This window comes from Marinobacter sp. 2_MG-2023 (assembly GCF_030546935.1).
Lineage (GTDB): Bacteria > Pseudomonadota > Gammaproteobacteria > Pseudomonadales > Oleiphilaceae > Marinobacter.
Genome location: NZ_JAUOPH010000004.1, coordinates 103,885 through 129,742 on the forward strand (window position 1 = coordinate 103,885; position 25,858 = coordinate 129,742).

At 54.9% G+C, this 25,858-nt stretch carries 26 protein-coding genes; 13 read left to right on the forward strand and 13 right to left on the reverse strand.

Going from position 1 to position 25,858, the window contains the following annotated elements:
• Positions 1 to 20: 20 nt before the first annotated feature.
• From Q4501_RS11030 to Q4501_RS11040, 3 genes are all read left to right on the forward strand, one after another.
• The gene (locus tag Q4501_RS11030; protein WP_303596290.1) at positions 21 to 2,783 is read left to right on the forward strand and encodes a cation-transporting P-type ATPase; all 2,763 of its coding nucleotides are present in this window, start codon (positions 21 to 23) and stop codon (positions 2,781 to 2,783) included.
• Positions 2,780 to 4,498 (forward strand): cation:proton antiporter, encoded by a 1,719-nt coding sequence (locus Q4501_RS11035; RefSeq protein WP_303596291.1) that lies wholly within the window; start codon positions 2,780 to 2,782, stop codon positions 4,496 to 4,498. The genes Q4501_RS11030 and Q4501_RS11035 overlap by 4 nt, the downstream gene beginning before the upstream one ends.
• Before the next feature lie 77 nt (positions 4,499 to 4,575).
• Positions 4,576 to 5,622, forward strand: coding sequence for a sodium:calcium antiporter (locus Q4501_RS11040; RefSeq protein ID WP_303596292.1), 1,047 nt, complete (start codon positions 4,576 to 4,578; stop codon positions 5,620 to 5,622).
• Positions 5,623 to 5,640: 18 nt separating this feature from the next.
• Here Q4501_RS11040 and Q4501_RS11045 read toward each other — a convergent pair whose 3' ends face one another.
• The 4 genes from Q4501_RS11045 to Q4501_RS11060 form a co-directional block, all read right to left on the reverse strand.
• Positions 5,641 to 6,543, reverse strand: a complete 903-nt coding sequence (locus Q4501_RS11045) for an NAD-dependent protein deacetylase (RefSeq protein ID WP_303596293.1) — start codon at positions 6,541 to 6,543, stop codon at positions 5,641 to 5,643.
• Positions 6,544 to 6,559: 16 nt separating this feature from the next.
• A complete protein-coding gene (locus Q4501_RS11050) occupies positions 6,560 to 7,291 on the reverse strand; it encodes a spermidine synthase (protein ID WP_303596294.1) in 732 nt (243 codons plus the stop codon).
• A 308-nt stretch (positions 7,292 to 7,599) separates the two neighbouring features.
• The gene (locus Q4501_RS11055; RefSeq protein WP_303596295.1) at positions 7,600 to 8,163 is read right to left on the reverse strand and encodes a DUF1415 domain-containing protein; all 564 of its coding nucleotides are present in this window, start codon (positions 8,161 to 8,163) and stop codon (positions 7,600 to 7,602) included.
• A 155-nt stretch (positions 8,164 to 8,318) separates the two neighbouring features.
• Positions 8,319 to 9,905, reverse strand: coding sequence for an ABC-F family ATPase (locus tag Q4501_RS11060; RefSeq protein WP_303596296.1), 1,587 nt, complete (start codon positions 9,903 to 9,905; stop codon positions 8,319 to 8,321).
• Between the two features lie 182 nt (positions 9,906 to 10,087).
• Here Q4501_RS11060 and Q4501_RS11065 point away from each other — a divergent pair, with 182 nt between their 5' ends.
• Entirely contained in the window at positions 10,088 to 10,366 is a 279-nt protein-coding gene (locus tag Q4501_RS11065) for a peptidylprolyl isomerase (protein WP_303596297.1), read from the forward strand.
• Positions 10,367 to 10,496: 130 nt separating this feature from the next.
• Here the strand turns inward: Q4501_RS11065 and Q4501_RS11070 are convergent, their stop codons facing one another.
• Positions 10,497 to 11,315: a DUF2059 domain-containing protein gene (locus tag Q4501_RS11070; RefSeq protein WP_303596298.1), complete on the reverse strand. Its 819-nt coding sequence runs from the start codon at positions 11,313 to 11,315 to the stop codon at positions 10,497 to 10,499.
• A gap of 167 nt (positions 11,316 to 11,482) precedes the next feature.
• On the opposite strand from Q4501_RS11070, the gene Q4501_RS11075 reads away from it, so the two are divergent.
• Positions 11,483 to 12,124, forward strand: coding sequence for a lysozyme-like domain containing protein (locus Q4501_RS11075; protein ID WP_303596822.1), 642 nt, complete (start codon positions 11,483 to 11,485; stop codon positions 12,122 to 12,124).
• Between the two features lie 12 nt (positions 12,125 to 12,136).
• On the opposite strand, the gene Q4501_RS11080 is transcribed toward Q4501_RS11075, so the two are convergent.
• Positions 12,137 to 13,036 (reverse strand): LysR family transcriptional regulator, encoded by a 900-nt coding sequence (locus Q4501_RS11080; RefSeq protein WP_303596299.1) that lies wholly within the window; start codon positions 13,034 to 13,036, stop codon positions 12,137 to 12,139.
• A gap of 141 nt (positions 13,037 to 13,177) precedes the next feature.
• Here Q4501_RS11080 and Q4501_RS11085 point away from each other — a divergent pair, with 141 nt between their 5' ends.
• Positions 13,178 to 13,369, forward strand: a complete 192-nt coding sequence (locus tag Q4501_RS11085; protein ID WP_303596300.1) for a hypothetical protein — start codon at positions 13,178 to 13,180, stop codon at positions 13,367 to 13,369.
• Positions 13,370 to 13,483: 114 nt separating this feature from the next.
• On the opposite strand, the gene Q4501_RS11090 is transcribed toward Q4501_RS11085, so the two are convergent.
• The gene (locus Q4501_RS11090) at positions 13,484 to 15,166 is read right to left on the reverse strand and encodes an AMP-binding protein (protein WP_303596301.1); all 1,683 of its coding nucleotides are present in this window, start codon (positions 15,164 to 15,166) and stop codon (positions 13,484 to 13,486) included.
• On the opposite strand from Q4501_RS11090, the gene Q4501_RS11095 reads away from it, so the two are divergent.
• Positions 15,165 to 15,407: a hypothetical protein gene (locus Q4501_RS11095; protein ID WP_303596302.1), complete on the forward strand. Its 243-nt coding sequence runs from the start codon at positions 15,165 to 15,167 to the stop codon at positions 15,405 to 15,407. The genes Q4501_RS11090 and Q4501_RS11095 overlap by 2 nt on opposite strands.
• A gap of 152 nt (positions 15,408 to 15,559) precedes the next feature.
• Here Q4501_RS11095 and Q4501_RS11100 read toward each other — a convergent pair whose 3' ends face one another.
• Entirely contained in the window at positions 15,560 to 15,988 is a 429-nt protein-coding gene (locus tag Q4501_RS11100; RefSeq protein WP_303596303.1) for an Lrp/AsnC family transcriptional regulator, read from the reverse strand.
• Between the two features lie 116 nt (positions 15,989 to 16,104).
• Between Q4501_RS11100 and Q4501_RS11105 the strand changes: the two genes are divergently transcribed.
• From Q4501_RS11105 to Q4501_RS11130, 6 genes are all read left to right on the forward strand, one after another.
• The gene (locus tag Q4501_RS11105) at positions 16,105 to 17,211 is read left to right on the forward strand and encodes an arginine N-succinyltransferase (protein WP_303596304.1); all 1,107 of its coding nucleotides are present in this window, start codon (positions 16,105 to 16,107) and stop codon (positions 17,209 to 17,211) included.
• Positions 17,201 to 18,007, forward strand: coding sequence for a DUF1338 domain-containing protein (locus tag Q4501_RS11110; RefSeq protein WP_303596305.1), 807 nt, complete (start codon positions 17,201 to 17,203; stop codon positions 18,005 to 18,007). The genes Q4501_RS11105 and Q4501_RS11110 overlap by 11 nt, the downstream gene beginning before the upstream one ends.
• Before the next feature lie 206 nt (positions 18,008 to 18,213).
• A complete protein-coding gene (locus tag Q4501_RS11115; RefSeq protein WP_303596306.1) occupies positions 18,214 to 18,882 on the forward strand; it encodes a hypothetical protein in 669 nt (222 codons plus the stop codon).
• Between the two features lie 114 nt (positions 18,883 to 18,996).
• Positions 18,997 to 19,482, forward strand: a complete 486-nt coding sequence (locus Q4501_RS11120; RefSeq protein ID WP_303596307.1) for a hypothetical protein — start codon at positions 18,997 to 18,999, stop codon at positions 19,480 to 19,482.
• Between the two features lie 63 nt (positions 19,483 to 19,545).
• Positions 19,546 to 20,331 (forward strand): ZIP family metal transporter, encoded by a 786-nt coding sequence (locus Q4501_RS11125; RefSeq protein ID WP_303596308.1) that lies wholly within the window; start codon positions 19,546 to 19,548, stop codon positions 20,329 to 20,331.
• A gap of 64 nt (positions 20,332 to 20,395) precedes the next feature.
• Complete coding sequence (locus tag Q4501_RS11130) at positions 20,396 to 22,069, forward strand: GMC family oxidoreductase (RefSeq protein ID WP_303596309.1); 1,674 nt, start codon at positions 20,396 to 20,398, stop codon at positions 22,067 to 22,069.
• Here Q4501_RS11130 and Q4501_RS11135 read toward each other — a convergent pair.
• The 5 genes from Q4501_RS11135 to Q4501_RS11155 all read right to left on the reverse strand — a co-directional run bounded on the left by Q4501_RS11135 (position 22,066) and on the right by Q4501_RS11155 (position 25,829).
• On the reverse strand, positions 22,066 to 22,746 hold the full coding sequence (locus Q4501_RS11135) for an NAD-dependent epimerase/dehydratase family protein (RefSeq protein WP_303596310.1): 681 nt from the start codon (positions 22,744 to 22,746) through the stop codon (positions 22,066 to 22,068). The two genes, Q4501_RS11130 and Q4501_RS11135, sit on opposite strands and share 4 nt — an antisense overlap.
• 72 nt (positions 22,747 to 22,818) lie before the next feature.
• The gene (mtgA, locus tag Q4501_RS11140; RefSeq protein ID WP_303596311.1) at positions 22,819 to 23,514 is read right to left on the reverse strand and encodes a monofunctional biosynthetic peptidoglycan transglycosylase; all 696 of its coding nucleotides are present in this window, start codon (positions 23,512 to 23,514) and stop codon (positions 22,819 to 22,821) included.
• Between the two features lie 7 nt (positions 23,515 to 23,521).
• Positions 23,522 to 24,424 (reverse strand): diacylglycerol kinase family protein, encoded by a 903-nt coding sequence (locus tag Q4501_RS11145; protein ID WP_303596312.1) that lies wholly within the window; start codon positions 24,422 to 24,424, stop codon positions 23,522 to 23,524.
• A gap of 151 nt (positions 24,425 to 24,575) precedes the next feature.
• Entirely contained in the window at positions 24,576 to 25,466 is an 891-nt protein-coding gene (locus Q4501_RS11150; RefSeq protein WP_303596313.1) for a DMT family transporter, read from the reverse strand.
• 126 nt (positions 25,467 to 25,592) lie between these two features.
• The gene (locus tag Q4501_RS11155; protein ID WP_303596314.1) at positions 25,593 to 25,829 is read right to left on the reverse strand and encodes a TIGR02647 family protein; all 237 of its coding nucleotides are present in this window, start codon (positions 25,827 to 25,829) and stop codon (positions 25,593 to 25,595) included.
• Between the last annotated feature and the right edge of the window lie 29 nt (positions 25,830 to 25,858).

Here is a 25,858-nt window from a genome sequence, read left to right on the forward strand (position 1 = left end):
TTGATCTAAGGAGAGGCCCAATGACCCGTCGCCCCGTCAAGGATCCATCTGGCCCCAAGTGGTTTGCACTTGGGGAGGACGAGGTTTTCAGGAATGTGGGCTCAGGCCTTGATGGCCTGAGCTCCAAAGACGCAGCAGGCAGGCTCAACAGTACCGGACCAAACCGTCTACCCGAAGTTCAGCCTGACGGCCCGCTACGCCGGTTCCTCAGGCAATTCCGCAACCTTCTTATCTATGTACTGCTGGCCGCAGCAGCCGTAACGGCCGCACTTGGGCATTTGGTCGATACCGGTGTGATTCTGGCCGTCGTGCTTGTCAACTCAGTAATCGGCTTCGTGCAGGAGGGGCGAGCCGAGCAGGCTCTATCGGCAATCCGCGACATGCTGGCTCCAGAGGCAGAAGTACTGCGTAACGGGCGCCGCGCGACAGTGCCTGCCGAAGAACTGGTGCCCGGGGATATCGTGCTTCTTGACGCCGGCGACAAGGTCCCCGCCGACCTTCGATTGGTTGCCGCCAGGGGCCTGCGAATTCAGGAAGCAGTTCTGACCGGTGAATCTGTCCCGGTCGACAAGGCGACAGATCCCGTCGCATCAGACGCACCCATTGGCGACCGACGCTCAATGGCCTACAGCGGTACTTTGGTCGCCGCTGGCACCGGGCGTGGTGTTATTGTCGCAACAGGGGCCGAGACCGAAATCGGGCGAATCAGCGGGCTGCTGACCAGCGTCGAGACAACAACCACGCCACTTCTCCTGCAGATGGAAGTATTCGCCCGCCGCATTACCGGCGTCATTCTAGTGCTGGCAGCTATGATCCTCGCCTTCGGGTATGGCGTGGCCGGCATGGGCTTCGGTGAGGTGTTTGTTGCCGTGGTGGGTCTGTCGGTTGCGGCGATTCCCGAGGGACTGCCGGCAATTCTCACCGTAACACTCGCCATCGGCGTGCAAGCTATGGCGCGACGCAACGCGATCGTGCGTCGGCTTCCCGCCATCGAGGCTTTGGGCTCTGTCTCAGTCATCTGTACGGACAAAACGGGCACTCTGACCCGCAACGAAATGACAGTGACCAGGGTCGCCACCGCCAGACAAAGTTTTTCTGTAACCGGCACAGGGTATACACCCGATGGTTTCATTATGCTCGACTCCCAGGAGATCGAACCGGGAACCCATCCGCTCCTGAGTGACCTTGCCCTTGGCGCCATGCTTTGCAACGATGCAGAACTGAAGCAAACGGAAGCTGGCTGGACCGTGCAAGGCGACCCAATGGAGGGTGCACTGGTCGCCTTTGCCTGCAAAGCCGGCCTGATGACAGGCGACACCCGGCCCGCCAATCCGCAAACTGACGCGATTCCCTTCGACGCCCAGCACCGGTTTATGGCGACACTGCATCATGATCACAACGGCCAGGCAACCATACACGTAAAGGGAGCTCCCGAGCGCATCCTGGCCATGTGCACCTGCCAGCACGAGGACGAAAACGGAGCCACACCTTTAGATACCGAATACTGGAGGCGCACGGCGTCGGAGATAGCGGCTGAAGGCCAGCGGGTTTTGGCCATCGCCACAAAGCGTGCACCGGAAGGAGCTCAGACACTGTCCTTCAGTGAAGTGGAAAGCGGGCTGACTATTCTGGGGCTCGTCGGCCTGATCGATCCACCCCGTGAAGAAGCCATTACCGCCGTGGCCGAGTGTCAGGCCGCAAGCATCCGGGTCAAAATGATTACCGGCGATCACGGAGGTACGGCCCTGGCGATTGCTCGACAACTGGGGCTTGAGAACACCGAGGAGGTGCTGGAAGGGTCTCAGATCGACGGGCTGAGTGCCACAGAACTGCAGGAGAACGCCGCCCGCATCGACGTGTTTGCGCGCACCAGCCCCGAGCACAAGCTGCGGCTGGTCGAAGCATTGCAGGCTGATGGACTCGTCGTGGCCATGACCGGCGACGGGGTAAACGATGCACCATCGCTGAAACGCGCTGATATTGGCATCGCGATGGGTAAAACCGGAACCGAAGCGGCGAAGGAAGCGGCCGAGATAGTGCTGGCGGACGATAATTTTGCCACCATTGCAGCCGCCGTTCGAGCCGGCCGAACCGTTTACGATAACCTGCAGAAAGCCGTTGTCTTTCTACTGCCCGTCAACGGCGGCGAAGCCATGGCACTGATCGCAGCGCTTCTGCTGGGCCTGACATTGCCAATTACCCCGGTGCAGATCCTTTGGGTTAACATGGTCAGCTCGGTCGTTTTGGCCATGGCCCTGGCGTTTGAAGGGCCAGAACCTGGCATCATGCAGCGCCCGCCTCGTTCTTCCGCCGAAAGCCTTCTGTCCCGCTTCGTGATATGGCGCGTGGCATTCGTGTCGGTTCTCTTATGCTCGGGTATCTTCGGGATGTTTATCTGGGCGCAACAGCAAGGTGCACGTATTGAAGAGGCACGCACGATCGCAGTCAACACCCTGGTGGTGATGGAGATCTTCTATCTTTTTTCTGTACGCTTCCTCAATACCACGTCGCTGTCGCTCAAGGCCGCACTCGGGACGCGACCGGTGCTTATCGCCATAACCGCAGTCACCGCATTACAGTTCCTGTTTACCTACGCTCCGTTTATGGAGGCTTTCTTCGATACCCGGCCTTTAACCATTTCCCAGGGCCTGGCTGTCGTTGCCGTAGGGCCAGCACTGCTAGTAATTCTGGAAATAGAAAAGCGGGCTCTGCGCTACAGGACAAACCGTCCGGGCACCGCAGGGCAACCATCAAAAACCGAAAATAAAAGAGAGACATTGTGACCGAAGCGCTTCAGGGCTACATGTTCTACGAGTTCGCAGCACTGCTGGTGCTGGCCGCCGGCGTAGGCTTTATCGGACTTCTTCTGCGCCAACCATTGATCGTGAGCTTCATCGCAGTAGGTATCGTAGCCGGCCCTTCGGTGCTGGATATCGCGCGCTCTGACGAACAGATAGACCTCCTGGCCGAGCTGGGCATCGCGGTTCTGTTATTCCTAGTCGGCCTGAAGCTTGATTTCAATCTGGTGCGCACGCTGGGACCCGTGGCACTGGTCACAGGGCTGGGACAGGTGATTTTCACAACGGTCTTCGGCTTCGTCATCAGCCTCGTGCTTGGGCTGGATGCGTTGACGGCGGTTTATGTGGCGGTTGCATTGACGTTTTCGTCGACCATCATCGTCGTCAAACTCTTGTCTGATAAGCGCGAGATCGACTCACTCCATGGCCGCATCGCGCTTGGCTTCCTGATCGTACAGGATGTGGTTGTTGTGGTTGCGATGATCGTGCTGTCTGCCATCGGCGTGGGAACCGGTGAAGATGCAGCATTGACCGATGTGCTGGTCGTTCTTGGTTATGGCCTGGCCATGCTTTTTGCCGTGGCGCTGTTCATCCGCTATGCCGCCAACCCACTGGTCGACCGGCTGTCGCAGGCTCCGGAATTGCTGGTGTCATTTACCATCGCCTGGGCCGCACTGTTGGCGGCGATTGGCCACTACCTGGGCTTCGGAAAAGAACTCGGCGGGCTTCTCGCGGGTGTTTCACTGGCATCCACAGCCTACCGCGAGGCAATTGCAGCACGTCTCACGTCGCTAAGGGACTTCCTGCTACTCTTTTTCTTCATAGCGCTCGGAGCTTCTCTTGACCTGTCAGTTCTCGGCGCCAGCGTAGGGCCGGCCGTTGTTCTGTCGCTTTTCGTGCTGATCGGCAACCCCCTGATTGTACTGATCATCATGGTAACTATGGGCTACCGAAAGCGCACAGGCTTTCTTGCAGGCCTTACGGTGGCGCAGATCAGCGAGTTCTCCCTGATATTCATGGCAATGGGCGTAACCATAGGCCATGTCAACGATCAGGCACTTGGCCTGGTGACCCTGGTGGGACTTATCACCATCGCTGCCTCAACTTACATGATCACCTATTCACATCAGATCTATGACCGGTTGGAACCACTTCTGAGAATCTTTGACCGGCGAATGGCTTCAACTCCGCGCGAAGATGCACCATCAAGCTCGCAGGGGCACGATGTCATCCTGTTCGGGATGGGGCGTTACGGCCTTGGCATTGCGTGTGTGTTGAGAGAGGCTGGTCTGAGAGTGCTTGGTGTCGACTTCAGCCCCACAGCGGTTCGCCATGCCCGGATGGATGGATACGATGTCATTTTCGGAGATGCAACCGACCCGGAATTTCTCGCACACCTGCCACTTGGGGCGGCAAAATGGCTGGTACTGGCTGTACCCGAACACGAAACCGGACTGACCCATGACGATCCGCGACGTGCGCTGCTCAGATCTGTTCAGGACCTCGGTTATCATGGCAAGGTCGCCGTTGCTGCACACAGCATACAAACGGCGTCCGCGCTCACGCACGCAAAAGCCGACATAGTGCTAATGCCCTACCGCGATGCGGCTATTGCTGCGGCGCGTATGATACTGAGCGGAGGAAATTCAGCGGACGTTGCCATGGAAGACCCGACTGGTCAGAAGGAGTTAGTCGGCTGAAAGACCAGTTGATCGATGCCATAGGGCCAAAGACAAGTCACTAGTCTGGGAGAGACCTTTGATGGAGTTTGTTTAACGTGTCAATCCCACCGACCGAAGGCTGGACTCTATTGCAGGGTGGCCTGGTTTTTTGTGTATGTGCGGCCATCATCGCGATCGCCGGAACACGCATTACCCGAGTAGTCGACCAACTGGCTGACCGCACCGGAATTGGTGAGGCAGCCGCAGGTGCGGTGCTTCTGGGCGCATCAACGTCTCTGGGCGGCTCGGTTCTCTCGGTCACGGCAGCCTGGAATGGCCATGTCGAGCTGGCCGTCAGCAACGCGCTGGGCGGTATCGCAGTACAAACCTTTTTCCTGGCGGTTGCCGATATGGTCTATCGCCGGGCCAATCTGGAACATGCCGCCGCATCGGTTCCGAATATGATGCAGAACGGGCTGCTGATCTGCCTGCTGGCAATGATTCTGTTCGCACCCTACTTGCCAGATGTGACCATTGGCGGCGTCCACCCTGTAACGCCAGTGCTGCTTGTAGCCTATTTTTACGGCATTTATCTGGTTCGTACGGCATCAGAATCCCCCATGTGGTTGCCATCCATGACCCGGGATACCCGCGAAGACAAGCCCGATGATGTAACGGCCATGCCTCCCATGTCGCAATTATGGGGCGAGTTTCTGGTGTTGATGGCCATCCTTGGTATCGCCGGCTGGATGCTGGAACCTGCTGCTACGGTCATTGCCACCGAAACCAACATGACTCAGACAGTGGTCGGTGTACTGCTTACCGCCATCAGTACCTCGATTCCTGAACTGGTCACTTCGATTGCTGCGGTTCGCCGTGGAGCACTCACGCTTGCGGTGGGCGGGATCATTGGCGGCAATGCGTTTGACACGCTGTTTACCGCTGCATCGGATATTGCCTACAGGAACGGTTCGATCTACCACGCAATGCCCGAAGACTCGAAATTCTGGGCAGCTCTCACCTTGCTGATGTCGGGCGTGCTGATGATGGGGCTGATCCGTCGCGAACGCCACGGCATCGGTAGGATCGGCACAGAAAGTGCGGTTATTATGGTGCTGTATATTTTTGGGGTCGTGTTGCTGTTTGATGGCATTCCGGCTTAATGGAGCCCTGGCCCCTGCCTACAACCGAGTGAGGGTGGCCTGCAAGGTCTCCCCGATTCTGGCGTTCAGTTTCAGATCCGCCAATTCCTCCGCACGAGTGCGGCCCAGGTTCAGGGTGGCAACCGGCTTGCCGAATTCCTGGGCGTAGCGGCAGAAGCGAAAACCCGAGTAAACCATCAGCGACGACCCGATTACCAGCAGCCCATCACTGGCCTTGAGTGCATCCAAAGCTGAGTGCACTCTTTGCTTGGGCACATAATCTCCAAAAAACACCACATCCGGCTTCAGAATACCACTGCATTTAGGGCAGTCTGCCAGCTGAAATTCGGAGAAATCGATATCCAGGTCTGCATCGCCATCCGGTGCTGTATCGGCTCTATACTGCCCGAAACCTGGATTAAGGTCAGCACAGCGTTCGTGAACGTCATCCCTTGGGCAACGGTAGCCGCAGCTCATGCACAGAACTTCGTCTGCACGTCCATGCAGGTCACTCACAGCGTGAGTGCCGGCTTTCTGGTGCAGGCGATCCACATTCTGGGTAACGACAAGGCTGGAGTGGTTACGCAACTCCAGATCAGCAATGTGATAATGGGAGGGGTTGGGCGCGGCATTTCGCATCACAGGCCAGCCAATCAGGCTTCGCCCCCAATAACGCTGGCGGGTTTCGAAGCTTTCCATGAACTCACGGTGCTGAACCGGCTGTTTGCGCTTCCAGGCACCTTCGCCATCACGATAATCCGGAATACCTGAGTCCGTACTCACACCAGCGCCGGTCAGAATCAGCAGTTTGGGGTAGCGATGGATAAAATCCGACAGCAAATCACCCGCCTGTTCAGGTTCGTGCAGAATCATCGGCCCATCCCGTTCCGGGAGGCGCTGGTTTGAACTGAAAGGACGAGTGCGATGGGTCGTCACTGGCATACAAGCTCCGGCAAATTCAGCCCGGTTTGCGGGCCACGTAGACGGTGTTGAAAGATTCTCTGTTCTGGAACGGATTGTAGAAGCTTACAACATGGCAGACGACTTCGGTAAACGCGTCCCGCAGTACTTCCATGAATACGGCGTCTTCGCCCTCATTGGACCACATGGCAAAAATCCCACGAGGTTTGAGCTGCCCGGCCATGCGACGGATATTATCGGTGGTGTAAAAGCTGGCGTTCGAGTCGCTCAGCAAGGCTCGGGGCGAGTGGTCGATGTCGAGCAGAATGGCATCAAACTCTCTGCCCGGCGCGTCGGGATCAAAGCCGCCGCTGTCTGGGTCGGCAACGGCCAGGTCAAAAAAGCTGCCGTGGATGTAGCGGCTGCGGGCATCGGCGTTAATGTCTTTGCCAAGGGGGACGTATTCTTGCTGGTGCCAGCGGATGACAGGCTCGAGGTATTCGACAATCAGCAACTCCCCTACCCGCTCATGCTTGAGCGCGGCCACGGCCGTATAGCCAAGCCCGAGGCCACCCACGACAACGCTGAGGTTGTCGCCTTCGGTTTCACCTAGCCCGAGATCAGAGAGAGCGACTTCGGCGTCCACAAACATGCTGGACATCAGAAATTCTTCGCCGAGCTTTACCTCGAAAATGTCTCTCTCGCCCAGTGCCGGGATGCGGCGACGGCGGAGTGTGATTTCGCCGATTTCGGAGGGTTGGCTATCTATCTGCTCGAACAGTCTTGCCACTTTGGTGCCTCTTTTTTTTGGTTTGGCTACGGTGGAGCCTTCATTACATCTGCACTGTGCAAGCACTGGTGGGGGCCGTTCTCCCAAAAAACGCTGTGAATACGTCCGTGTACGCTTGGCTCCGCCCTTTAGCGCTAAATGCTCCTGCGTCGCGCTAAAGGTCCTGGGCAAGCCGTCCATGGCTTGCCCGTGAAGTGCTTCGCACTCCACCCATGGCTCCGCACATTTTTGGGAGAACGGCCCCCACCAGCGCAACTGTCTACTCCCGTGTTTTCTGCAACTCCCGCATATTGGGAGTAGTTCTTTATCTACTCCGCGGCCTTTTCTGACGCTTTTAAACAGCCAGCTAGAATATCCCGCATTTTCTCTGCACCGAGCTTGTTCATCAGCTCAATATTCCTCGGGGGTATTCCATCTACATCCGGATGACTATCGATCGCAGCTTCCAAACTGGCTTCCCGCAACAGGTGGAGCATGGGGAACGGGGAACGGTTGGTGTAGTTCTCAGCTGCATCCGGTTCAGCGTCCGAAAACTGGTAATCCGGATGGAAACTGGCGATCTGGTATACGCCTTCCATATCCAGATACGCGAGCAGACCATCGGCTGCATCCAGAAACTCGTTGTAGTCCGCGAAGCTCTGTAGAGCATGAGGGTGAATCAGAAGCGTGGTTTCGGTTTCTGGTTCATCATCCAGCCGCAGGAGTTCAGTTTGCAGGGCCTGAAGCAGTGAGTCTTCGTTATCAGCGTCAGAAACCACAAATCGAACGCGATCTCTGACCAGTTCCCGTTTGGCGAACGGGCAAAGGTTGTAGCCAACAACGACGTCTTCGACCCATTTACGGGTTGCTTCAATTACTGATAGCTCTTCCAAAGCAGTTTCCTTCACTGAGTCGAGGCCACCCCAAAGTTCGGGCGGGGGCGCGGGTGGGGCGCTCCAAAAATGTGCGGAGCCATGGATGGCGGAGCCAAGCGTACACGGACGTATTCACAGCGGTTTTTGGAGCGCCCCACCCGCGCCCCCGCTTCTCACAAGTAACCTTGGCTGCGGAGATAGTCATCGTAGGTACCACTAAAGTCAGTAACACCCTCAGGCGTCAGCTCTATAATCCGAGTCGCCAATGAAGACACAAACTCACGGTCATGGCTCACGAAAATCAGTGTACCGGGATAGTTCTCCAGCGCCAGGTTCAAAGCCTCGATGGACTCCATATCGAGGTGGTTGGTGGGCTCATCCAGCAGCATCACGTTAGGCTTCTGCAGAATCAGCTTGCCGAACAGCATGCGCCCCTGCTCACCACCGGAAATCACCCGCACCGATTTACCAATATCATCGCCAGAGAACAACATACGCCCCAAGGTGCCGCGAACCAGTTGTTCGCCACCCGTCGTCCACTGAGCCATCCACTCCGACAACGTGTCGTCGTCAGCAAAATCATCCGTGTGATCCTGGGCGTAGTAGCCCACTTCGGCGCTGTCCGTCCACTTCACCTCACCACTGTCTGGCTCATAAGCACCTGCCAAACACTGTAACAGCGTGGTTTTACCAATTCCGTTAGGGCCAATCACAGCCACTCGCTCGCCGGCCTCAACCTGCAGGTTCAACTTGTTGAACAGCGTATTCCCATCAAAGCCTTTTGTCAGATCCCGAATGGTGACCGCCTGACGGTGCAATTTTTTGCCCTGCTCAAAACGAATGAAAGGGCTCACACGGCTGGAGGGCTTCACTTCGTCCAGCTGAATCTTGTCGATCTGGCGTGCCCGGGAGGTGGCTTGTTTGGCTTTCGAAGCGTTGGCAGAGAAGCGGCTAACGAACTGCTGCAATTCCGCAATCTGAGCCTTTTTCTTGGCGTTATCCGACAGCATACGCTCACGGGCCTGGGTGGCGGCCGTCATATACTCATCATAGTTACCCGGGAACAGCTTCAGTTCACCGTAGTCCAGATCCGCCATGTGGGTGCACACGCTGTTCAGGAAGTGACGGTCGTGCGAAATGATGATCATGGTGCTGCTGCGCGCTACCAGAATATTTTCCAGCCAGCGGATGGTGTTGATATCCAGGTGGTTGGTGGGCTCATCCAACAGCAAGACATCCGGGTCCGAGAACAGGGCCTGTGCCAACAGAACACGCAGCTTCCAGCCAGGCGCGAGGTTGCTCATCGGCCCATCGTGCTGTTCCAGGGGGATATCCAGGCCAAGGAGCAGTTCGCCCGCCCGGGATTCGGCGGTATAGCCGTCCATCTCGGCAAACTGAACCTCCAGGTCCGCCACCGCCATACCATCTTCTTCAGTCATCTCAGCCAGCGAATAGATGCGATCGCGCTCTTTTTTAACGTTCCACAGTTCTTCATGGCCCATGATCACAGTGTCCATGACAGAACAGGCCTCATAGGCGAACTGATCCTGACGCAGCTTACCCAGGCGAACGTTCGGCTCAAGCATAACCTGCCCTGCGGAAGGCTCAAGGTCACCACCGAGGATCTTCATCAGGGTGGATTTGCCGCACCCATTAGCCCCGATCAGGCCGTAGCGATTGCCGTTACCGAACTTGGCGGAAACATTTTCAAAAAGGGGTTTAGCCCCGAATTGCATGGTGATATTGGCAGTAGAGATCAAGAAACAAACCTATAGATGTGAGGGCCGACGCTGCGCCAGCTAAATAAAGCGGGCATTGTACAGGTTTGCAGTGACAATCGTGAGGCCGCAGAAACACCGATAAAAAGGCTTGCCTCCGGCGATAGGGACGGGCAGCATTCCCTCTCTGAAGTATCCATTCATTCTAGTTAAGGATCGTTACCATGACACAGGCAACCGCGCGCCACATTCTGGTAGACAGCGAAGCAAAGTGTGAAGAACTGAAGAAAGAGATTGAAGGCGGTAAAGATTTCGCTGAAGTTGCAAAGCAGCACTCTTCTTGCCCGTCTGGCCGCAACGGCGGCGACCTGGGCTCATTCGGCCCCGGCCAGATGGTTCCTGAGTTTGACAAAGTGGTCTTTAGTGGCGAAGTGAACAAGGTTCTCGGGCCAGTAAAAACCCAGTTTGGCTACCACCTTCTGGAAGTAACCAGCCGCAGTTAAGAGCCTTCAGCCGCATGTGGAGGAACCTTTACTTATAAGCCGAAGGTTCTCCCGCCGCGGGCTGCAGATTGGCTCCTGATTGCATCGGGAGCCAATCCTGCCAGCGCTGACTATTCTTCTAGCTAATTCCCTACTTCTGCGGGGCAAGAAAGCGTGCCATCTGGTTTCCGATGGACTCAATCGGATCCGTAATAGCCTGCTGAATACTCTGGGTAACGGTTTTAGAAAACGCAGTGCCCGGGCCACTTTCCAGAAAATCAATATACAGCCCCATTTCTTGAGAGCTGATGTTTTCATAGGTGTGCAAGTAGCTGTCGTACACCTGCTGTTCAACGATGCCCCGGATTTTGCCGCGCTGGTTTTCTATGCTTTGTTTAAGCTCATCGTAATTCACCGAATCACTGCTGAATGCAGCCATGGCGGTTGCCAACCCAAGCTGCACGGCAATGGTCGTATCCACCGTGCTTTCAGTCGCGCGGGCTGCACGATCAAACCGCTCAAACATTTTTGCGCGATCCGTACCCTTATATTTCTCGTTCAAATCCGATGCTCTGGCCTGAATCTGCTTCCAGACAACTGGGTCCGAAGCCGCGATTTCTGCCGCCGAGATTTTCTGGGCAACCGGGGTCGTGTACCAACTCTCTACCGCTTCAAGCTGTTTCCCGGAGAGGTCGCGCTCCAGGTTGTTCACGATTTCCTGTTCTATGTCTGCAGCGCGAAAACTGTTAGTCACCACATAGCCAATGGTATCTGCCACCATAGGCGGTAGTTGCTGACTGCGCTTCATACCCTCGCGAATACCTTCACTCATCATGGCAGGGTAACGATCTACAATATCGTCTATGGGCGATGCATCTAAAACCTGCTGAGCACTAGGCGTTGCCATAACGGGGCCAGCCAGGAACAGGCCGGTGATTAAAAGAGGTTTAACTAGGGTGCCAAGCTTCATTTAATTATCATCCTGTTTGATGGGTGCTGCGTTTATGACACGCGCACCCTTCCCTGAGCAAGCAATCCATGGGTTCCGGAGATGACAGTTTGGTAGGAAAATTCTGGAGACCGGCGCGCCCACGTAAAAGACGGCGCCAGACACGCCGTAACCTGTGGAGATTCCGACTGAAATGGTACGGCCTTCCGGTACTGGGGCTGCTTATCGGCACCTGGGCAACCTTGAGGTTCAGTCTGCTGGCCCCGGAACCGCCAGTTAATCCCGACAATGTATGTGAGATTTTTCGTGAGCATACCGTTTGGTATGACTATGCAAAAAACTCTCAGGACCGCTGGGGCACGCCCATCGCCACCCAAATGGCGTTCGTTTATTACGAATCTTCATTCCGCAGCCACGCCAAACCTCCCAGGACTTTGCTATGGGGGTTTATTCCCTGGAGCCGGCCAACCACAGCCTATGGCTACGCCCAAGCCCTGGACCCGGCATGGGGAGAGTATCTGATGGCCAACGGCGATGGTCTGTTTACCGTTCGTACCGATATGGAGCACGCACTGGATTTCGTGGGTTGGTACAACCACCTCACCCACCAACAACTTGGCATTGCCTTCCACAGCCCGCGCCAACTTTACCTGGCTTATCATGAGGGTCGGGGCGGCTACGCCCGCAAAACATATAACCGCAAGCCCGCAGTTACGGCTCTGGCTTCACGGGTTCAGAACCGCGCCTTTCTTTACGATAATCAGCTCCAATCCTGTGAGCAGGAATTTCAGTGCTGGCGCTGGTATCAGTTCTGGCCATTCTGCGGTTGAGATTGCGAATTATCATGCGGTCGGGTTGAACTCTATGATCGCGGCCTGGGCACGCAGTCGGTCCACCAGAAACTCCATCACAATACGAACTCTCGCCATTTGCTGAGTGTCCTGGCTTACATGCACCCACAGGTCGACACTTTCACCCTCGATAGGATCTGACAGCCGGCGCAGCTCTTTAGTGCCTTCGCCCAGGAAGCACGGCAATACAGCCAGGCCTGCGCCGGAGCGCGCCAACGCATGCATGGCGTGCAGACTGTTACACCGGATGACCGACGTAGCGTTTTTCAGGTGTTTGCGATACCAGCGGCCCGTAGCCAAGTGGCTGAAGGTTTCGTCCGGGATAATCCAGAGACAGTCTTCGGGCTGGTTTTCAATATCCATATTACGGTTGCGCCGGCAGTAGCTGGCTGAACCATAAACAGCCGATTCGATTGCGGCTATCCGCTCACCCTCGAGTGTTGCCTGAGGTTTATTTTCAGGGCGAAGTGTAAGGTCCGCCTCCCTGTGTGTGAGGTTGGTTACGTCATTATCTGTAAGAACTTCCAGTTCAATATCCGGAAACTCGCGCACCAGTTCTGCCAGAACCGACCCGAGCAATTCGCTCATCATCGTATCCTCAGCGGCCAGCCGCACCTTGCCCACGGGTGCAGAGTCCTGCCCGACCAGCTTGCGCTCGAGATTTTCCATCTCAACCGATAGCTTTTCGGCGTTACGAAAGGCGGTTTCTCCAACCGGCGTCAGCTGCAAGCCATCCCGGTTGCGCTCGAAAAACTGCACCCCCAGCGACTCTTCCATCTGGTCCAGACGGCGTAAAACCGTGGTTTGGTGCACTCCCAGTATTTCTCCGGCTTTTGCGAGTGTTCCGCCTATTGCCAAAGCATGTATATATCGAAGATAATCCCAGTCCATAGCTACTGCATATTTGCAACGTGAGTACGGAGTTTAACGTATTTAAGCTGCAAAAAAATACCTTTAGTATTCATCGTAAATTCGGGTCAAACCCTTTATTCACTCATTAATTGTTAATCACCAGCCAAGGAGGAAGTCGCTATGGCTCATAAGCACATTGCAACCGTTCACCCGCTACCGTCCAGTATCCTCCACAACAGTGCTGGAGTAAGAAGTCATCACACCCGTGCAGCTGCAAAGATCGCGGTACAGTTCATGAGCAGAAAAATGCGCTCGTTTAACCGTAAGGCTGTAGCAGTAACTGATATCACCCAAATGCAGGGTGGTCACTGATTCCAGTCGAACATACGTAAAAAGCTGCGCCATACAGCGCAGCTTTTTACGGGAAAACCAGACTGAAAACGCCGACGATTCTGAACAGAGTCGTCGGCGTTTTGCATTACACGCTCAGAACTCCCAGATTACTTTCTTCTTCTGCTCAAACCACTCGTCCATTTTGCGGTTATATACATCCTCGATAATGTTGCGTTTAATCTTCATGGTAGGCGTCAGCATCCCGTTCTCCATCGTCCAGGGCTCTTTCACCGCAACCACAAACGCAATTTTCTCGTGGGCCTCGCAGTCTTTGTTCACCGCCTCCAGTTCCTCCGCCAACTCCCGTTCCAGCGCCTCCCGGCTGGAGCCGGTTTCCAGAGAATCCCTGACATCTTCTGAAAGCAACAACATAAGGCAGGGCTGGGGCTGATTGGCCCCAGCCACGCAGACCACTTCCACCGAAGGGTGATTGAACCTGTTTTCGATGGGCACCGGCACTACGTACTTGCCTTTGGACGTTTTGAACAGGTCTTTCACCCGGCCTGTAATCTGCAGATACCCATCAGCGTTGATTTCCCCCATGTCGCCGGTTTTGAGGAAACCATCGGTAGTGACATCTTCTCGGGTTTTTTCCTCATTCTGATAGTAACCCAGCATCATTCCAGGGCTCTTGACCTGTATCTCGCCACCTTCACCAATACGATGTTCAACACCTGGATTGGCTACGCCCACATAGCCGATCCTGGCCTCCCCGGGGCGGCTGGCGTGGGAGTAACCGAAGTTTTCTGTCATGCCGTAGACTTCCAGCAGCTCCAGCCCGAGGTTGCGGTACCAGGTGATGATCTCTTCGGACAAGGGAGCGGCACCGGTCAGAGCGGCCCGACAATGATCCAGACCCAGTTGCTTCAGTACCTTCTTTTTCACCATTGAGCCTATAAACGGAATACTGAACAGCAACTTCTGTTTTTTAGGCGGCAGTTTGGCGTTAATCCCCAGGTAGAACTTCATCCACAGGCGTGGGACCGAAAAGAAAAGGGTTGGCCGGGCGCGCTGCAAGTCCTGCTGAAAAGTTTCCAGGGTATTGGCAAAGTACAGGTGAAAGCCGAAATACAGGGATTGGGTTTCCACCGCAGCCCGCTCAGCCACGTGTGCCAGTGGCAAATAGGACAGCATACGATCATCGGATGACGCGGTGAACATCTGTTGCAAACCGTCGGCGACTGACATCATGGCGCGGAAGCTGTGCATTACCCCTTTGGGGCGACCGGTGCTGCCGGAGGTATATTTAATCGTCGCCAGGCTATCCGGGTCGGGTAGCTTTGGTGAAGCCGGCTCATACTCCGCAATAATGTCCAGCCACTTTGGCGTATCATTCCGCGGCGACATCGGCAGGGATATGATCGGAAGATCGGAAGGAAGATGCCCTTTTATATCGTTCCATCCATCCGCCGTTCCATCAAGCTTCCCCAGAAACAACAACTTAACCCCGCTGTGTTCAAGGATATAGGCGGCAGCTTCCCCGTTCAGGGTTGGATAGAGCGGCACAGATACATGCCCTGCAGCCCAGATGGCCAGGTCTGACAGTATCCAGTGGGCACTGTTTTTACCCAGAACTGCGATATTGCTAGGTTCTGGTAGCTCAAGACTGTTGAGGTGGGCCGCCATTCGCGACACCTGATCGGCGGCTTGCTTCCAGGTGATGTCTTCCACCGTGCCGTCGGGATAGGGTTGAGTCAGATAGATTTTTTCCGGGTTGTGCTCCGCCCAGAAATATAAGCAGTGCAAGGATGTCTGCCTACGGGGGTCCATTGCCATGAACAACTCCTTATTGTTTTTATCGTTTGTTGAACCTGTACCAATTCTCAAGAATCGAAATCAAGATCAGACTCATCTTAACCTGATTTCTGAAGAGCTCAATGGCATTAGACACCCTGTCTGGTGGCAAAACGCACTGCATGACGTCAGGGAGGCTAAAGAAAATGATTATATTTTTGTGACATTAATCAAGATTGGTCTAGAGTGGAAAATGAAGCGTATCGAATCCCATCACTCATAGGAGACTGCCATGAGACAATCGAGTCGCTCTTTTCTGATTTTTCCAGCCTGGGGATTTATTCTGCTTGGCTCAGCCGCTTTCTTGTACAGCGCTTACGCAGGCATGCTGGGTTCTTGATACTCACAGTTTGAACAATAGCATTCGGAAAGCGCCTAACGCCGGAAACGGGTTTCCAGAACCACCGCCGAGTTAGTGCGCTCAACACCGTCAAGGTTTCCAATTTCGTCCAGCACGGCACTCAACTCCTCCAGAGACTGAGCCTGCACGATCGCTATAAGGTCGTATTCCCCGCTGACCGAGAACAATTGCGCTACCTGGCTGATACCCTCAAGCGCGGTATTCGTTCGTGCAGTCAGTTTCTGCACAACTTTTATCGAAACATGAGCCTCTACCTGGCTACTTGAAAAAGCCCCTCCCAACTGCACCGAATACCCGGCAATTACTCCACTGCTTTCCAGGCGAGCTATCCGGTTTTGAACCGTTGTGCGTGACAGGTTTAAAGCTCTGGCAAGTTCACTGATGCTGGTTCTGGCGTTCTGACGGAGCAGCATAAGTAGCTTCTGGTCTTTGGTTCCGATCACTTTGATCACCTGATTGGTCATTTTGATAAAATAACAACTCATTTAGATCAAATTATACCTGCAACCTGTTAGTACATCACTTCATACTGTTCCAAAACACTGTCAGGTTGCAGCCCATGGTCATTCGCCCGATTACCGACACAGATCTGGACACTCTTGCTCAGATAGCCAAGGAGTCCGGCCCGGGGTTTACCTCCCTGATGCCAGACAGAGATGCTCTGGCGCGAAAAATCGCCCACTCCATGGCCAGTTTCGAGCGCCGGGTGACCAGCCCGGGCGACGAACATTATCTGTTCGTGCTGGAAGATGAGAGCACCGGTGATATTCTCGGCACCTCTGGCATAGAAGCAAATGCGGGGCACACCCGGCCGCTTTATCATTTTCGACGCAATACGGTTACCCATCACTCCCGAGACCTCGGTCTTCGTCGAAGTGTGGAAACTCTCACCCGCTGCAACCATTACACTGGCTATTCCGAGATTTGCTCGCTCTATTTACGGCCTGAACTCCGCCGGGCCCATGCTGGCAAACTCCTATCCAGAGTGCGCTTCCTGTTTATGGCACAGCACCCGGAACGCTTTTCAGACAAAGTGATTGCAGAGATGCGAGGTGTGTCCAATGGCGCTGGCCAGTCGCCATTCTGGAACTGGTTGAAGGCACATTTTGTGGATCTGGAGTTCGGCCGGGCGACACATCTGGTAGGTAGCGGCTACACTGAATTTATAGATGAGTTGATGCCATCGCATCCTCTTTACACCTGCCTCATGAGCAAAGAGGCCCGTGCAGTTCTCAGTCAGGTACACGAGAACACGCGGCCGGCTCTGAAGATACTGGAAGCCGAAGGGTTTCAACACAAAGGGCTCATAGACCTGTTTGACGCGGGCCCAACAGTTGAGTGCGCTCTGGCTGATATCGCCAGCGTAAGGTCTTCTTCAGCCTGCCCCATCATTATTAGTGAAACGGGTAAAAGAACTGGCAACGGCCATGAACACAACAGATACCAGCCTGATGAGCCGATCCTGATTGCAAATACAGGTACGGCAGACTTTCGGGCCACTGTCTCATCCGAGGTGTCCGCCCAGCCTGATAAGCTGACTGTTCCCCTGGCCCTCGCTGAAAAGCTGCACCTGAGGAATGGCAACTTCGCGCGCACTTTGCCCTTGGGTCAGTCAACGCCAACACAAACCCGAAATACGGCCCCGGAGTTAAGTTATGCATACTGATCGCAACGCGTTGTTCGAAAAGCTCTGGCAGAACTACCGAGACGTCACGCCTTCTGCGGTAAAAATCCACAAGATTCTGGGTGCCGAAGAAGGGCATGGAATAATCAACGATCATATCGCTCTGAGAACCTTCAACCTCGCCCCCGTTGGCCTGGAGTCTCTGGCAAAGCATTTCCTCTCTCTTGGCTATCGCGAGGGCGGCGAGTATCACTTTAAAGGCAAAAAACTCTATGCGCGCCACTATGAACACACAGATCCTGAGGCTCCGAGGGTATTCATTTCAGAGTTGTTGACGGAACAATGCTCCCCGGAACTTCAGGGCATAGTAAAAACTCTGGTCAAGAAGGTAGGAAAAGAACAGGTCGCGGCAGACGACTTTCTATACTCCGGCCGGCACTGGGATATCGATTACGAGACCTACCGAAAGCTGCTGGATGAGAGCGAATATGCGGCCTGGCTAGCGGCTTGGGGCTACCGGGCGAATCATTTCACTGTGAGCGTTAATCATCTGCAGAACTTTCAGACAGTTGCTGACATCAACCAGCTTCTGAAAGACAAGGGTTTTACGGTGAACGTTTCCGGCGGCGAAGTGAAAGGGTCTCCCGAGGACCTTCTTGAACAGTCATCCACCATGGCTGACCGAGTTCCTGTTCAGTTTAGCGATCGGGAAATGACGATTCCCAGTTGCTTCTATGAGTTTGCACTGCGCTATCCAAAGCCAGATGGCAGTCTATACAACGGGTTTGTCGCTGCCTCCGCGGATAAAATCTTCGAAAGCACCCACGCCGGTATGTAACGGCCTGGGTGTGTCCTACCTGGTTAAACCGCTTACCCGCTGTTACAAAGAAATAACCTTTTTACAACGGCGCCACTGAGCGTCATTGTCTACTTTTTAGACACGAACACCATTCCAATAAAGCCACCCGGGCAAACCCGGGATCGGCATAACAACAATAATAGGCTGGCAGGCCCCCAGATTCCTGCCACCACCGAGGAGAGCATATGTCTGCATCAGTCAATCATCTCGACGAGCGTACCCGGGATTCGGGCGAGCTTCTTGAGAGCATCATGCCGTCAGCAATAACCCTTGCAATGATGCTACGGCACAAAAAAATGGCTGCATGGCTACGCTCCGAATTCGACGGTTATCAGGACCGCGATGCGGCGCCACCCTATCGCCTGGATTTGCCCGGACACATTGTCGCGAAATCCCCGCAATACGGATGGATACCCGCTCCCGTGGTGACCGAGCAGCAGAAGCTCGAGTTCGGACATATCGACCTTGTCGAGGGCACCAAATCTCTGGAAAAAATCTGCGTCAACAGCAAAAAAGGCGACGGCAACCGGCTATTACTGGACGAGGAGGACATGGCTGTTCTGCAGAAACAAATCAACCTCAGTGCAGAGCTCGCGATCAATCTCAGCCGCGACGTATACTCTCACCTGCTAAGAACAGTGAGGGGTGCGGTTTACCTCTGGACGCAGGCGCTGATGGAAAAAGGGCTTGCGGGAGAGCATAACCACTACAGCCCCGATGAGCGCGCACAAGTTGCGGAGCTGGATAACCCGGAACACTTCTGGCGCAAGGCCATGGATGAGTTAGACAGCCTGCCTATTCCGGATGTGCGTTCAGCAGGTTTTTTCGAGCGGATGTTTGGGCGGGCAAGCTAAGCTGAGCGTTTATATATACCCCAACGGGTACCCAGGCATCCCGGATCTGATCTAAACTGACTCCTTGTTTGTTCCCGAACGATCCCCTGTTGTTCAACATAACGAGGAGTAACGATGAAACCTGTCGTCACACTTCTGCTGGCCAGCGTGCTTTTCGTTGCAGGCTGCCAGTCGTTGCCCGATCAACCGTCAGGCACAAAGAATGTGTCCGCAATCCCGGAAAGCACAAGTAGCGGCACAGTCTTTCTCAGCGCTCAACACTGTCTGAGCGAATATGTTCGTGATCTGGCGAAGGTTCATTACGGGCCCTGCCTCAAAATCATCAGTGTGGACGGAGAACCCCCACAAGTTTCGGGTGACGGTTTTATTGAGTTACCCGTTGCTACTTCTGCGACGATTGGCACCAGCTGTGTTTATCGTCATGCCGACGGCTCGCCTATCCCCGCCACGATGGAAACAACCGATTTCCGTATCACGCCGCAGACATTCAGAAAACCCGGCGAGCGCTGGTACCTGCATGCCCACAAGCAGGCAAGACAGATCATTGGCTGCGAGCCAACCCTGTCGCGCTCGAAAAGTCCAACCTACAAAACAGACTGACAGCATGAAACAGCTTCGGCAACGTTTACCCGGCATAACACCGTCCATGAAAATCAGGTCTTTATGACAACAGATATCAACATTGTATGGCTTGGCGCACTGGCGAGTCTGCTGGCAGGCCTTGCAACCGGTATCGGTGCCTTGGCGGTTTTCTTCGTCAAAACCCTGTCTGACCGACTGCAAGACAGCATGCTTGCGGGTGCTGCGGGCGTGATGCTTGCAGCCTCTTTTTTCTCTTTGCTGCTTCCGGGGCTCGAGCACGGGGAGGCACTGCTGGGTTCAACATGGGCGGCAGCCCTGCTGGTGATATTCGGCATATTGTCCGGCGCAGGGGCTCTTTACTTCATCCATCAGAGACTGCCCCATGAACACTTCAACCTGGGACCGGAGGGACCGAATGCGGCCCACATACGCCGTATATGGTTGTTTATAATTGCCATAACACTGCATAACTTCCCGGAAGGCATGGCGGTGGGCGTCGGTTTTGCCGGGGGAGACGTGCGCAACGGCTATGTACTGGCAATGGGCATAGGTATCCAGAACATTCCCGAAGGCCTCGCCGTTGCTCTCTCATTGATGGCCATTCAATACTCGCGGGTAAAGGCATTCACCATAGCCCTGATGAGCGGCCTTGCCGAACCCATCGGCGGTGTATTCGGCGCTGCCATGGTGTGGCTGGCAGAGCCGATTATGCCCTGGACTCTGGGTTTTGCTGCAGGAGCCATGCTATTCATTATCAGCAACGAGATCATTCCGGAAACCCACAGGAACAGCTATAAAACGCTGGCGACTTTCTCACTGCTGGTCGGTTTTGTCGTCATGATGTTCCTGGACGCAACATTGGGGTAGCGTAACGGAAGACCGCTGTTAAATCAGGCCTCTATCTAAAACAGGCCTCTACGGAGATAACACCTTGCCCGATAAAAATAAAACGCCGGGTCAGTTTGAATTTGACTACATCATAGCCGGCGCCGGAACAGCCGGCTGCCTACTGGCCAATCGTCTGAGCGCCAACCCGGAGAACCGGGTACTGCTGATCGAGGCCGGAGGGCAGGACAATTACCACTGGATTCACATTCCGGTGGGTTACCTCTACTGCATCAACAATCCACGCACCGACTGGTGCTTTCGCACCGAGCCGGCACCGGGGCTCAACAACCGATCGCTGATTTACCCGCGCGGCAAAACCCTGGGCGGCTGCTCCAGCATCAATGGGATGCTGTATATCCGCGGCCAGGAACGGGACTACAACCGATGGGCTGAAATAACCGGAGATGACGCCTGGACCTGGGAAAATTGCCTGCCGGACTTCATGCGACATGAGGACCATCACGGCCTGGACGCCGGTGACCCTGACGATAGCAAGCTAAACCACTTCCACGGCCATGGCGGTGAATGGCGGGTAGAGCGCCAGCGCCTAAAATGGCAAGTACTTGAAGATTTTGCTGAAGCAGCAGTTCAGGCGGGCGTTCCCCGCACCTATGATTTCAACCGGGGGGATAATGAAGGCGTTGATTATTTCGAGGTAAACCAGCGTGCCGGCTGGCGCTGGAATACGTCAAAAGCCTTTTTGCGAAGCGCTGCAAAAAGGCCGAATCTCACCGTGTGGCACTCCACTCAGGTAGTGAGCCTGGAGATGGGCATGGATGGCAAACAGCCAAGGTGCACCGGCGTGCGCGTGGCAGGCACTGGCTTTCAAGATGCAACCCTGGCGACGGCCAGCCGCGAAGTTATTCTATCGGCCGGCTCGATCGGCTCCCCGCAACTTTTGCAGCTGTCTGGAATAGGGCCATCCGACCTGCTGCAGGCATTGAACATTCCGGTAGTTGCAGACTTGCCGGGGGTCGGCGAAAACCTTCAGGATCACTTACAAATCCGCTCCGTCTACAAAGTGACGAACGCGCTTACCCTGAACACCATGGCCAACTCTCTTTGGGGCAAGGCCCGGATTGGTCTTGAGTATTTGCTTAAACGCTCTGGCCCGATGAGCATGGCTCCGTCACAACTGTGCGCATTTACCCGCAGCTCGGATGAATACGACCACGCCAACATCCAGTACCACATCCAGCCCCTGAGCCTGGATGCCTTCGGCCAGCCCCTGCACAATTTCCCGGCCATTACCGCCAGCGTGTGCAACCTCAATCCCACTAGCCGGGGCACCGTGCGTATCCGCAGCCGCAATCCTCTGGAGGCCCCGGCCATCTCGCCAAACTACCTGAGCACCCCGGAGGACCTGAAAGTTGCGGCAGACTCATTGCGGGTAACACGCCGCATTGCGCAACAGCCAGCCTTTTCAAAGTACATGCCAGAGGAATACAAGCCCGGGGCACAGTATCAGACCGACGAGGATCTCAGCCGCCTGGCCGGAGACATAGGCACCACTATTTTCCATCCCGTGGGAACAACCCGCATGGGGCAGCCCGATGATGCAATGGCCGTGGTGGACTCTCATCTGAGAGTAATAGGTGTAACCGGGTTGCGTGTGGTGGACGCTGGTGTGATGCCCGTGATTACCAGCGGCAACACCAATTCACCCACATTGATGATTGCCGAGAAAGCAGCAGGCTGGATTCTGGCAGGCAATTAAGCTGTCTGGGCAGACAGCCTGACGATATCCTGGTACTCCCGAATCTGAACCACCTGCTCGGCTGCAGATTCGCATGCCAGGTTACAAACCTCATTAACCATCGCACTGGCAACTGTCGCCGCTTCGATAGCACGGTATTTTTCCAGCGGGCCAACAAGAGCCCGATTGATCAGTGGCATAGCTTTGACACCTACAGCCTCTCCCAGGCGATGTTCATTCCTGGCACCCAGTAGCAGGCTGGGGTGGTAAATTGAAAGATAAGGGTACTCCAGGCCCTTAACGCCATCCTCCAGTTCACCTTTTACCCGGTTGTAGAATATGGTTGATGAAGAAGATGAACCTATAGCCGACATCAGAATAAATGCTTTAGCGCCCTCAACCCGGCCTAGTTCAGCGGCTTTCAGCCCATAACCAAAATCCACTTTACGAAACTGTTCCTGGGAGCCCGCCTTTTTGATCGTTGTACCCAGACAACAGATAATCGCATCCACCTGAAAGAGCCCGGTGTAGTCGCCCATGTGGTCAAAATCAATTTCCTCCTGGTGCAGCTTGCTGTGTTCAAGCCTTAACTTGCGCCTCAGTGGCACATTCACCAGTTCAACCTCATCACGGCCCAGCAACTCACTCAATACAAGTCCCCCGGTAAGCCCGGTAGCACCCAGTAATAGCACTCTCATAGCATTCTCTTCTCTCAGCGCAGGCGCCCATAGTATCAAAGACACCGACAGACCGGAGCCCGCCTTTGGTATCTAGAGCCCTTTCAGGTACTGCAAACCCGACAGCTGGTCCATCTGTCCGCGAATCCAGAATACCCGATCCCGGACATAGGGTGATGGAGAGTTCACGCTCAGCACATTCGGATTCGGCAAAACTGCGGCTAACCGTGCCGCCTGCTGCGCTGATAGTTGACGAGCAGGAATCCCGAAGTAAACCCGACTGGCGGCCTCAACCCCATATATTCCGGGGCCAAATTCGGCAATATTGAGGTAGACCTCCAGAATTCTCCGTTTAGGCCAAAGCCCGTCGACAGCCAGAGCAAGCCCCGCTTCCATCGCCTTACGCACGAAGCTGCGACCATTCCACAGAAACAGGTTCTTTGCGGTTTGCTGGGTGATCGTGCTTGCACCTCTGAGACCCTCACCGGCGTGATATTCGGCCAGGGCTTTGCGAATCGCCGCAAAGTCGACCCCCCAGTGATCCGGAAACCGCTGATCCTCACTGGCCACTACGGCAAGTGACATCCACGGCGAAATATCCGAATAGCTGACCCATTGCTGTCGTACCTCCTGGTCCGGATTTGCAATACTGTAACTAACGATGAACGCAGAGGTTGGCGGATTTACGTACCGGAAAAGAAGCAACAGGGAAACAAATACCAACACCAGAGTGAGGAACACCCAAGCGGCTGCACGGAAAAACCGCCTAACCATTGATCTGCGGGCCATAAGCGCGTTACCCAAGCCCCAGGCGGTCACTATCAGCCGTTCCCGTGCCCACCACTGACGCACCGATGACCCGGAGACAATGCTTGCGACAGGTTACGTGCAGCGGCGTCTTGCCCGCTTCATCACCATCTACGGTAACAGTCTGTGGACGGGAGGTAAGAACATCACAATGCTTACCTTTCAGGTGCACTACGGTACTGGTGCGGTCAGGAGACCTGCCGCTAAACCTGACCATGAGAAACGTCAGAATCAGTTGTATCAGAGGGCGTGGTTTTACGGCAATAACGTCCAGAAGACCATCGTCGGCAGTCGCTTGCGGAACCTCATTCCCTCCGCCGAAAAAGGCACCACTGGCTACGGCAATGGATAGCCAACGACCGCTCACAAAGGCCTGATCACATTTTATTTCTGCGTGAAAGCCTCGTTTGACTCTCGCACTACGTAACAGTTCAATGCCGTAGCTGAAGCGCCCGAGGAGTTTTTTGGCCGAGCCCTGCGATTCCCGAGCAGGAATCGTACCCAGGCCAATGTGGGCAACATTCAGGAATAGCCCATCACCAAACTCGGCAACATCAACCGTTTGCGTAATACCCTGCTGTACTAATTCACACACAGCCTCGGGTTCCTGGGGTAGCGCGAGGTTGCGAGCAAAATCGTTGGCAGTACCTGATGGCAAAACAGCCAGCGTGGCATTACGTTCAAGGCAGAGTCTGGCGCCAGCATTAACCGAACCATCACCACCGGCAACCATAACTACGTCATCAGGCTGTACCCGCTCAGCCCAGGTCTGCTCGCTGAAATCACAACACTCCGGGCCGGTGATACCGGCGTTTTCAAGCCTTTCAAGCCAGAACGCCCGGCCTCTTTGGCCATCGCCTGCTTCTGGATTTGCAACCAGCCAATAGGTCATATCATTCGCTTCTCTTTACCTGCGCCCATACATATTCCGGAAAACGATCGCATCCAACATACCTCAAACACGTCGCTACTGGGGTTACGATCAGGAAACCGGCGCCATATCTCCAGATAACAGATTGTCAGCCTATAGTTCAGTGTGTCCCTCAGGCTGGGCGTCTCTGCGATACCACCAGCGCAACGCCGGTTATAGAAACAATGCCTCCGACAATCGCCAGCACACCGAGGCGCTCATCAAACAGCCAGAAGGCCTCCAGAGCGGTCACCGGGGGGACAAGATAGAACAGGCTGGCAACCTGGGATGCCGCACCACGGCGAATCAACCACATGAGCAACAGAATTGCGCCAATAGAAACGCCCAGGACCAACCAGGCCATGGAAAGCTGCAATTGCAAAGACCAGACCACCTCCCGGGTCTCCAGCGTCAGCGCGCCAACCGCGAAAAACGTGGCTGCAGCGCCGTACTGGATAATGGTGCCCGCAACAAGATCTGCACCCGTACCATTGCGTTTCTGATAAACCGTACCCAATGAAATGCCAGCCAGGGCGAACAGAGCCCAGACAAGCGTCCAGAGGGGAAAGCCGGTACCCGGATTGCCTGCCCCGCCAAACTTCTCCAACAAAACCAGCGTTACGCCCAACAACCCTAACCCAAGCCCGAGCCACTGTTTGCCTGAGACCGATTCCTTCAATACAAAAACCGCCACAGCAGCCGTTACCAATGGCTGCAGACCGACCACCAGAGACACTATACCGGAAGGCATTCCGTCCTGAATCGCGTAGTAAACACCGCCAAGATAACACCCGTGAACCAGCAGCCCGGTAACTGCCAGATGCCCGGCAGCTCGCAAGCCCGGCCAGCGGGTTTTAAGCAACAATGCCAGCACGAAAAGCAGCGCCAGTGTCAGCAGCATACGGATTAAAAGAAGTGTAAATGGCTCGGCATAGGGCAAGCCATATTTGGCACCGATAAAACCAGTGCTCCACAACCATACAAAAAGGGCGGGGACGAAAAAGGAATAGAACATCTTGCGCATAGCGAGTAGCCGGAATGAGGTGTTTAGGCGGTCACCCAGTATAGAAGCTCATGCACATACATAACAGATACAGACGCCCAGCCAGAAGACCATCACAGATGGCCACCCGGCCGGAAAACTCACTGTTTATGTTGTAAGGATAGATTGTAGTTTCTGCGTCAACTCAACAGCCTCACTGCCCATAGGCGTGAGATAGCCGCCGTCATCGCGAGTAATCAACCCCTTGGCAAAAAGCCGCTCAGCGGCCTGCACTGTCTCAGGTGCTGCATCATGCTGATGCACCTTGATACCAGCCTGGCCTGAGGAGGACTCAAACTGTGATAGCAGGTTAAGCTCGGCAATATGGTCTGGAGAAAATGGCATTGTGTTTCCTTGTCTCGTTTTGTTTTGAT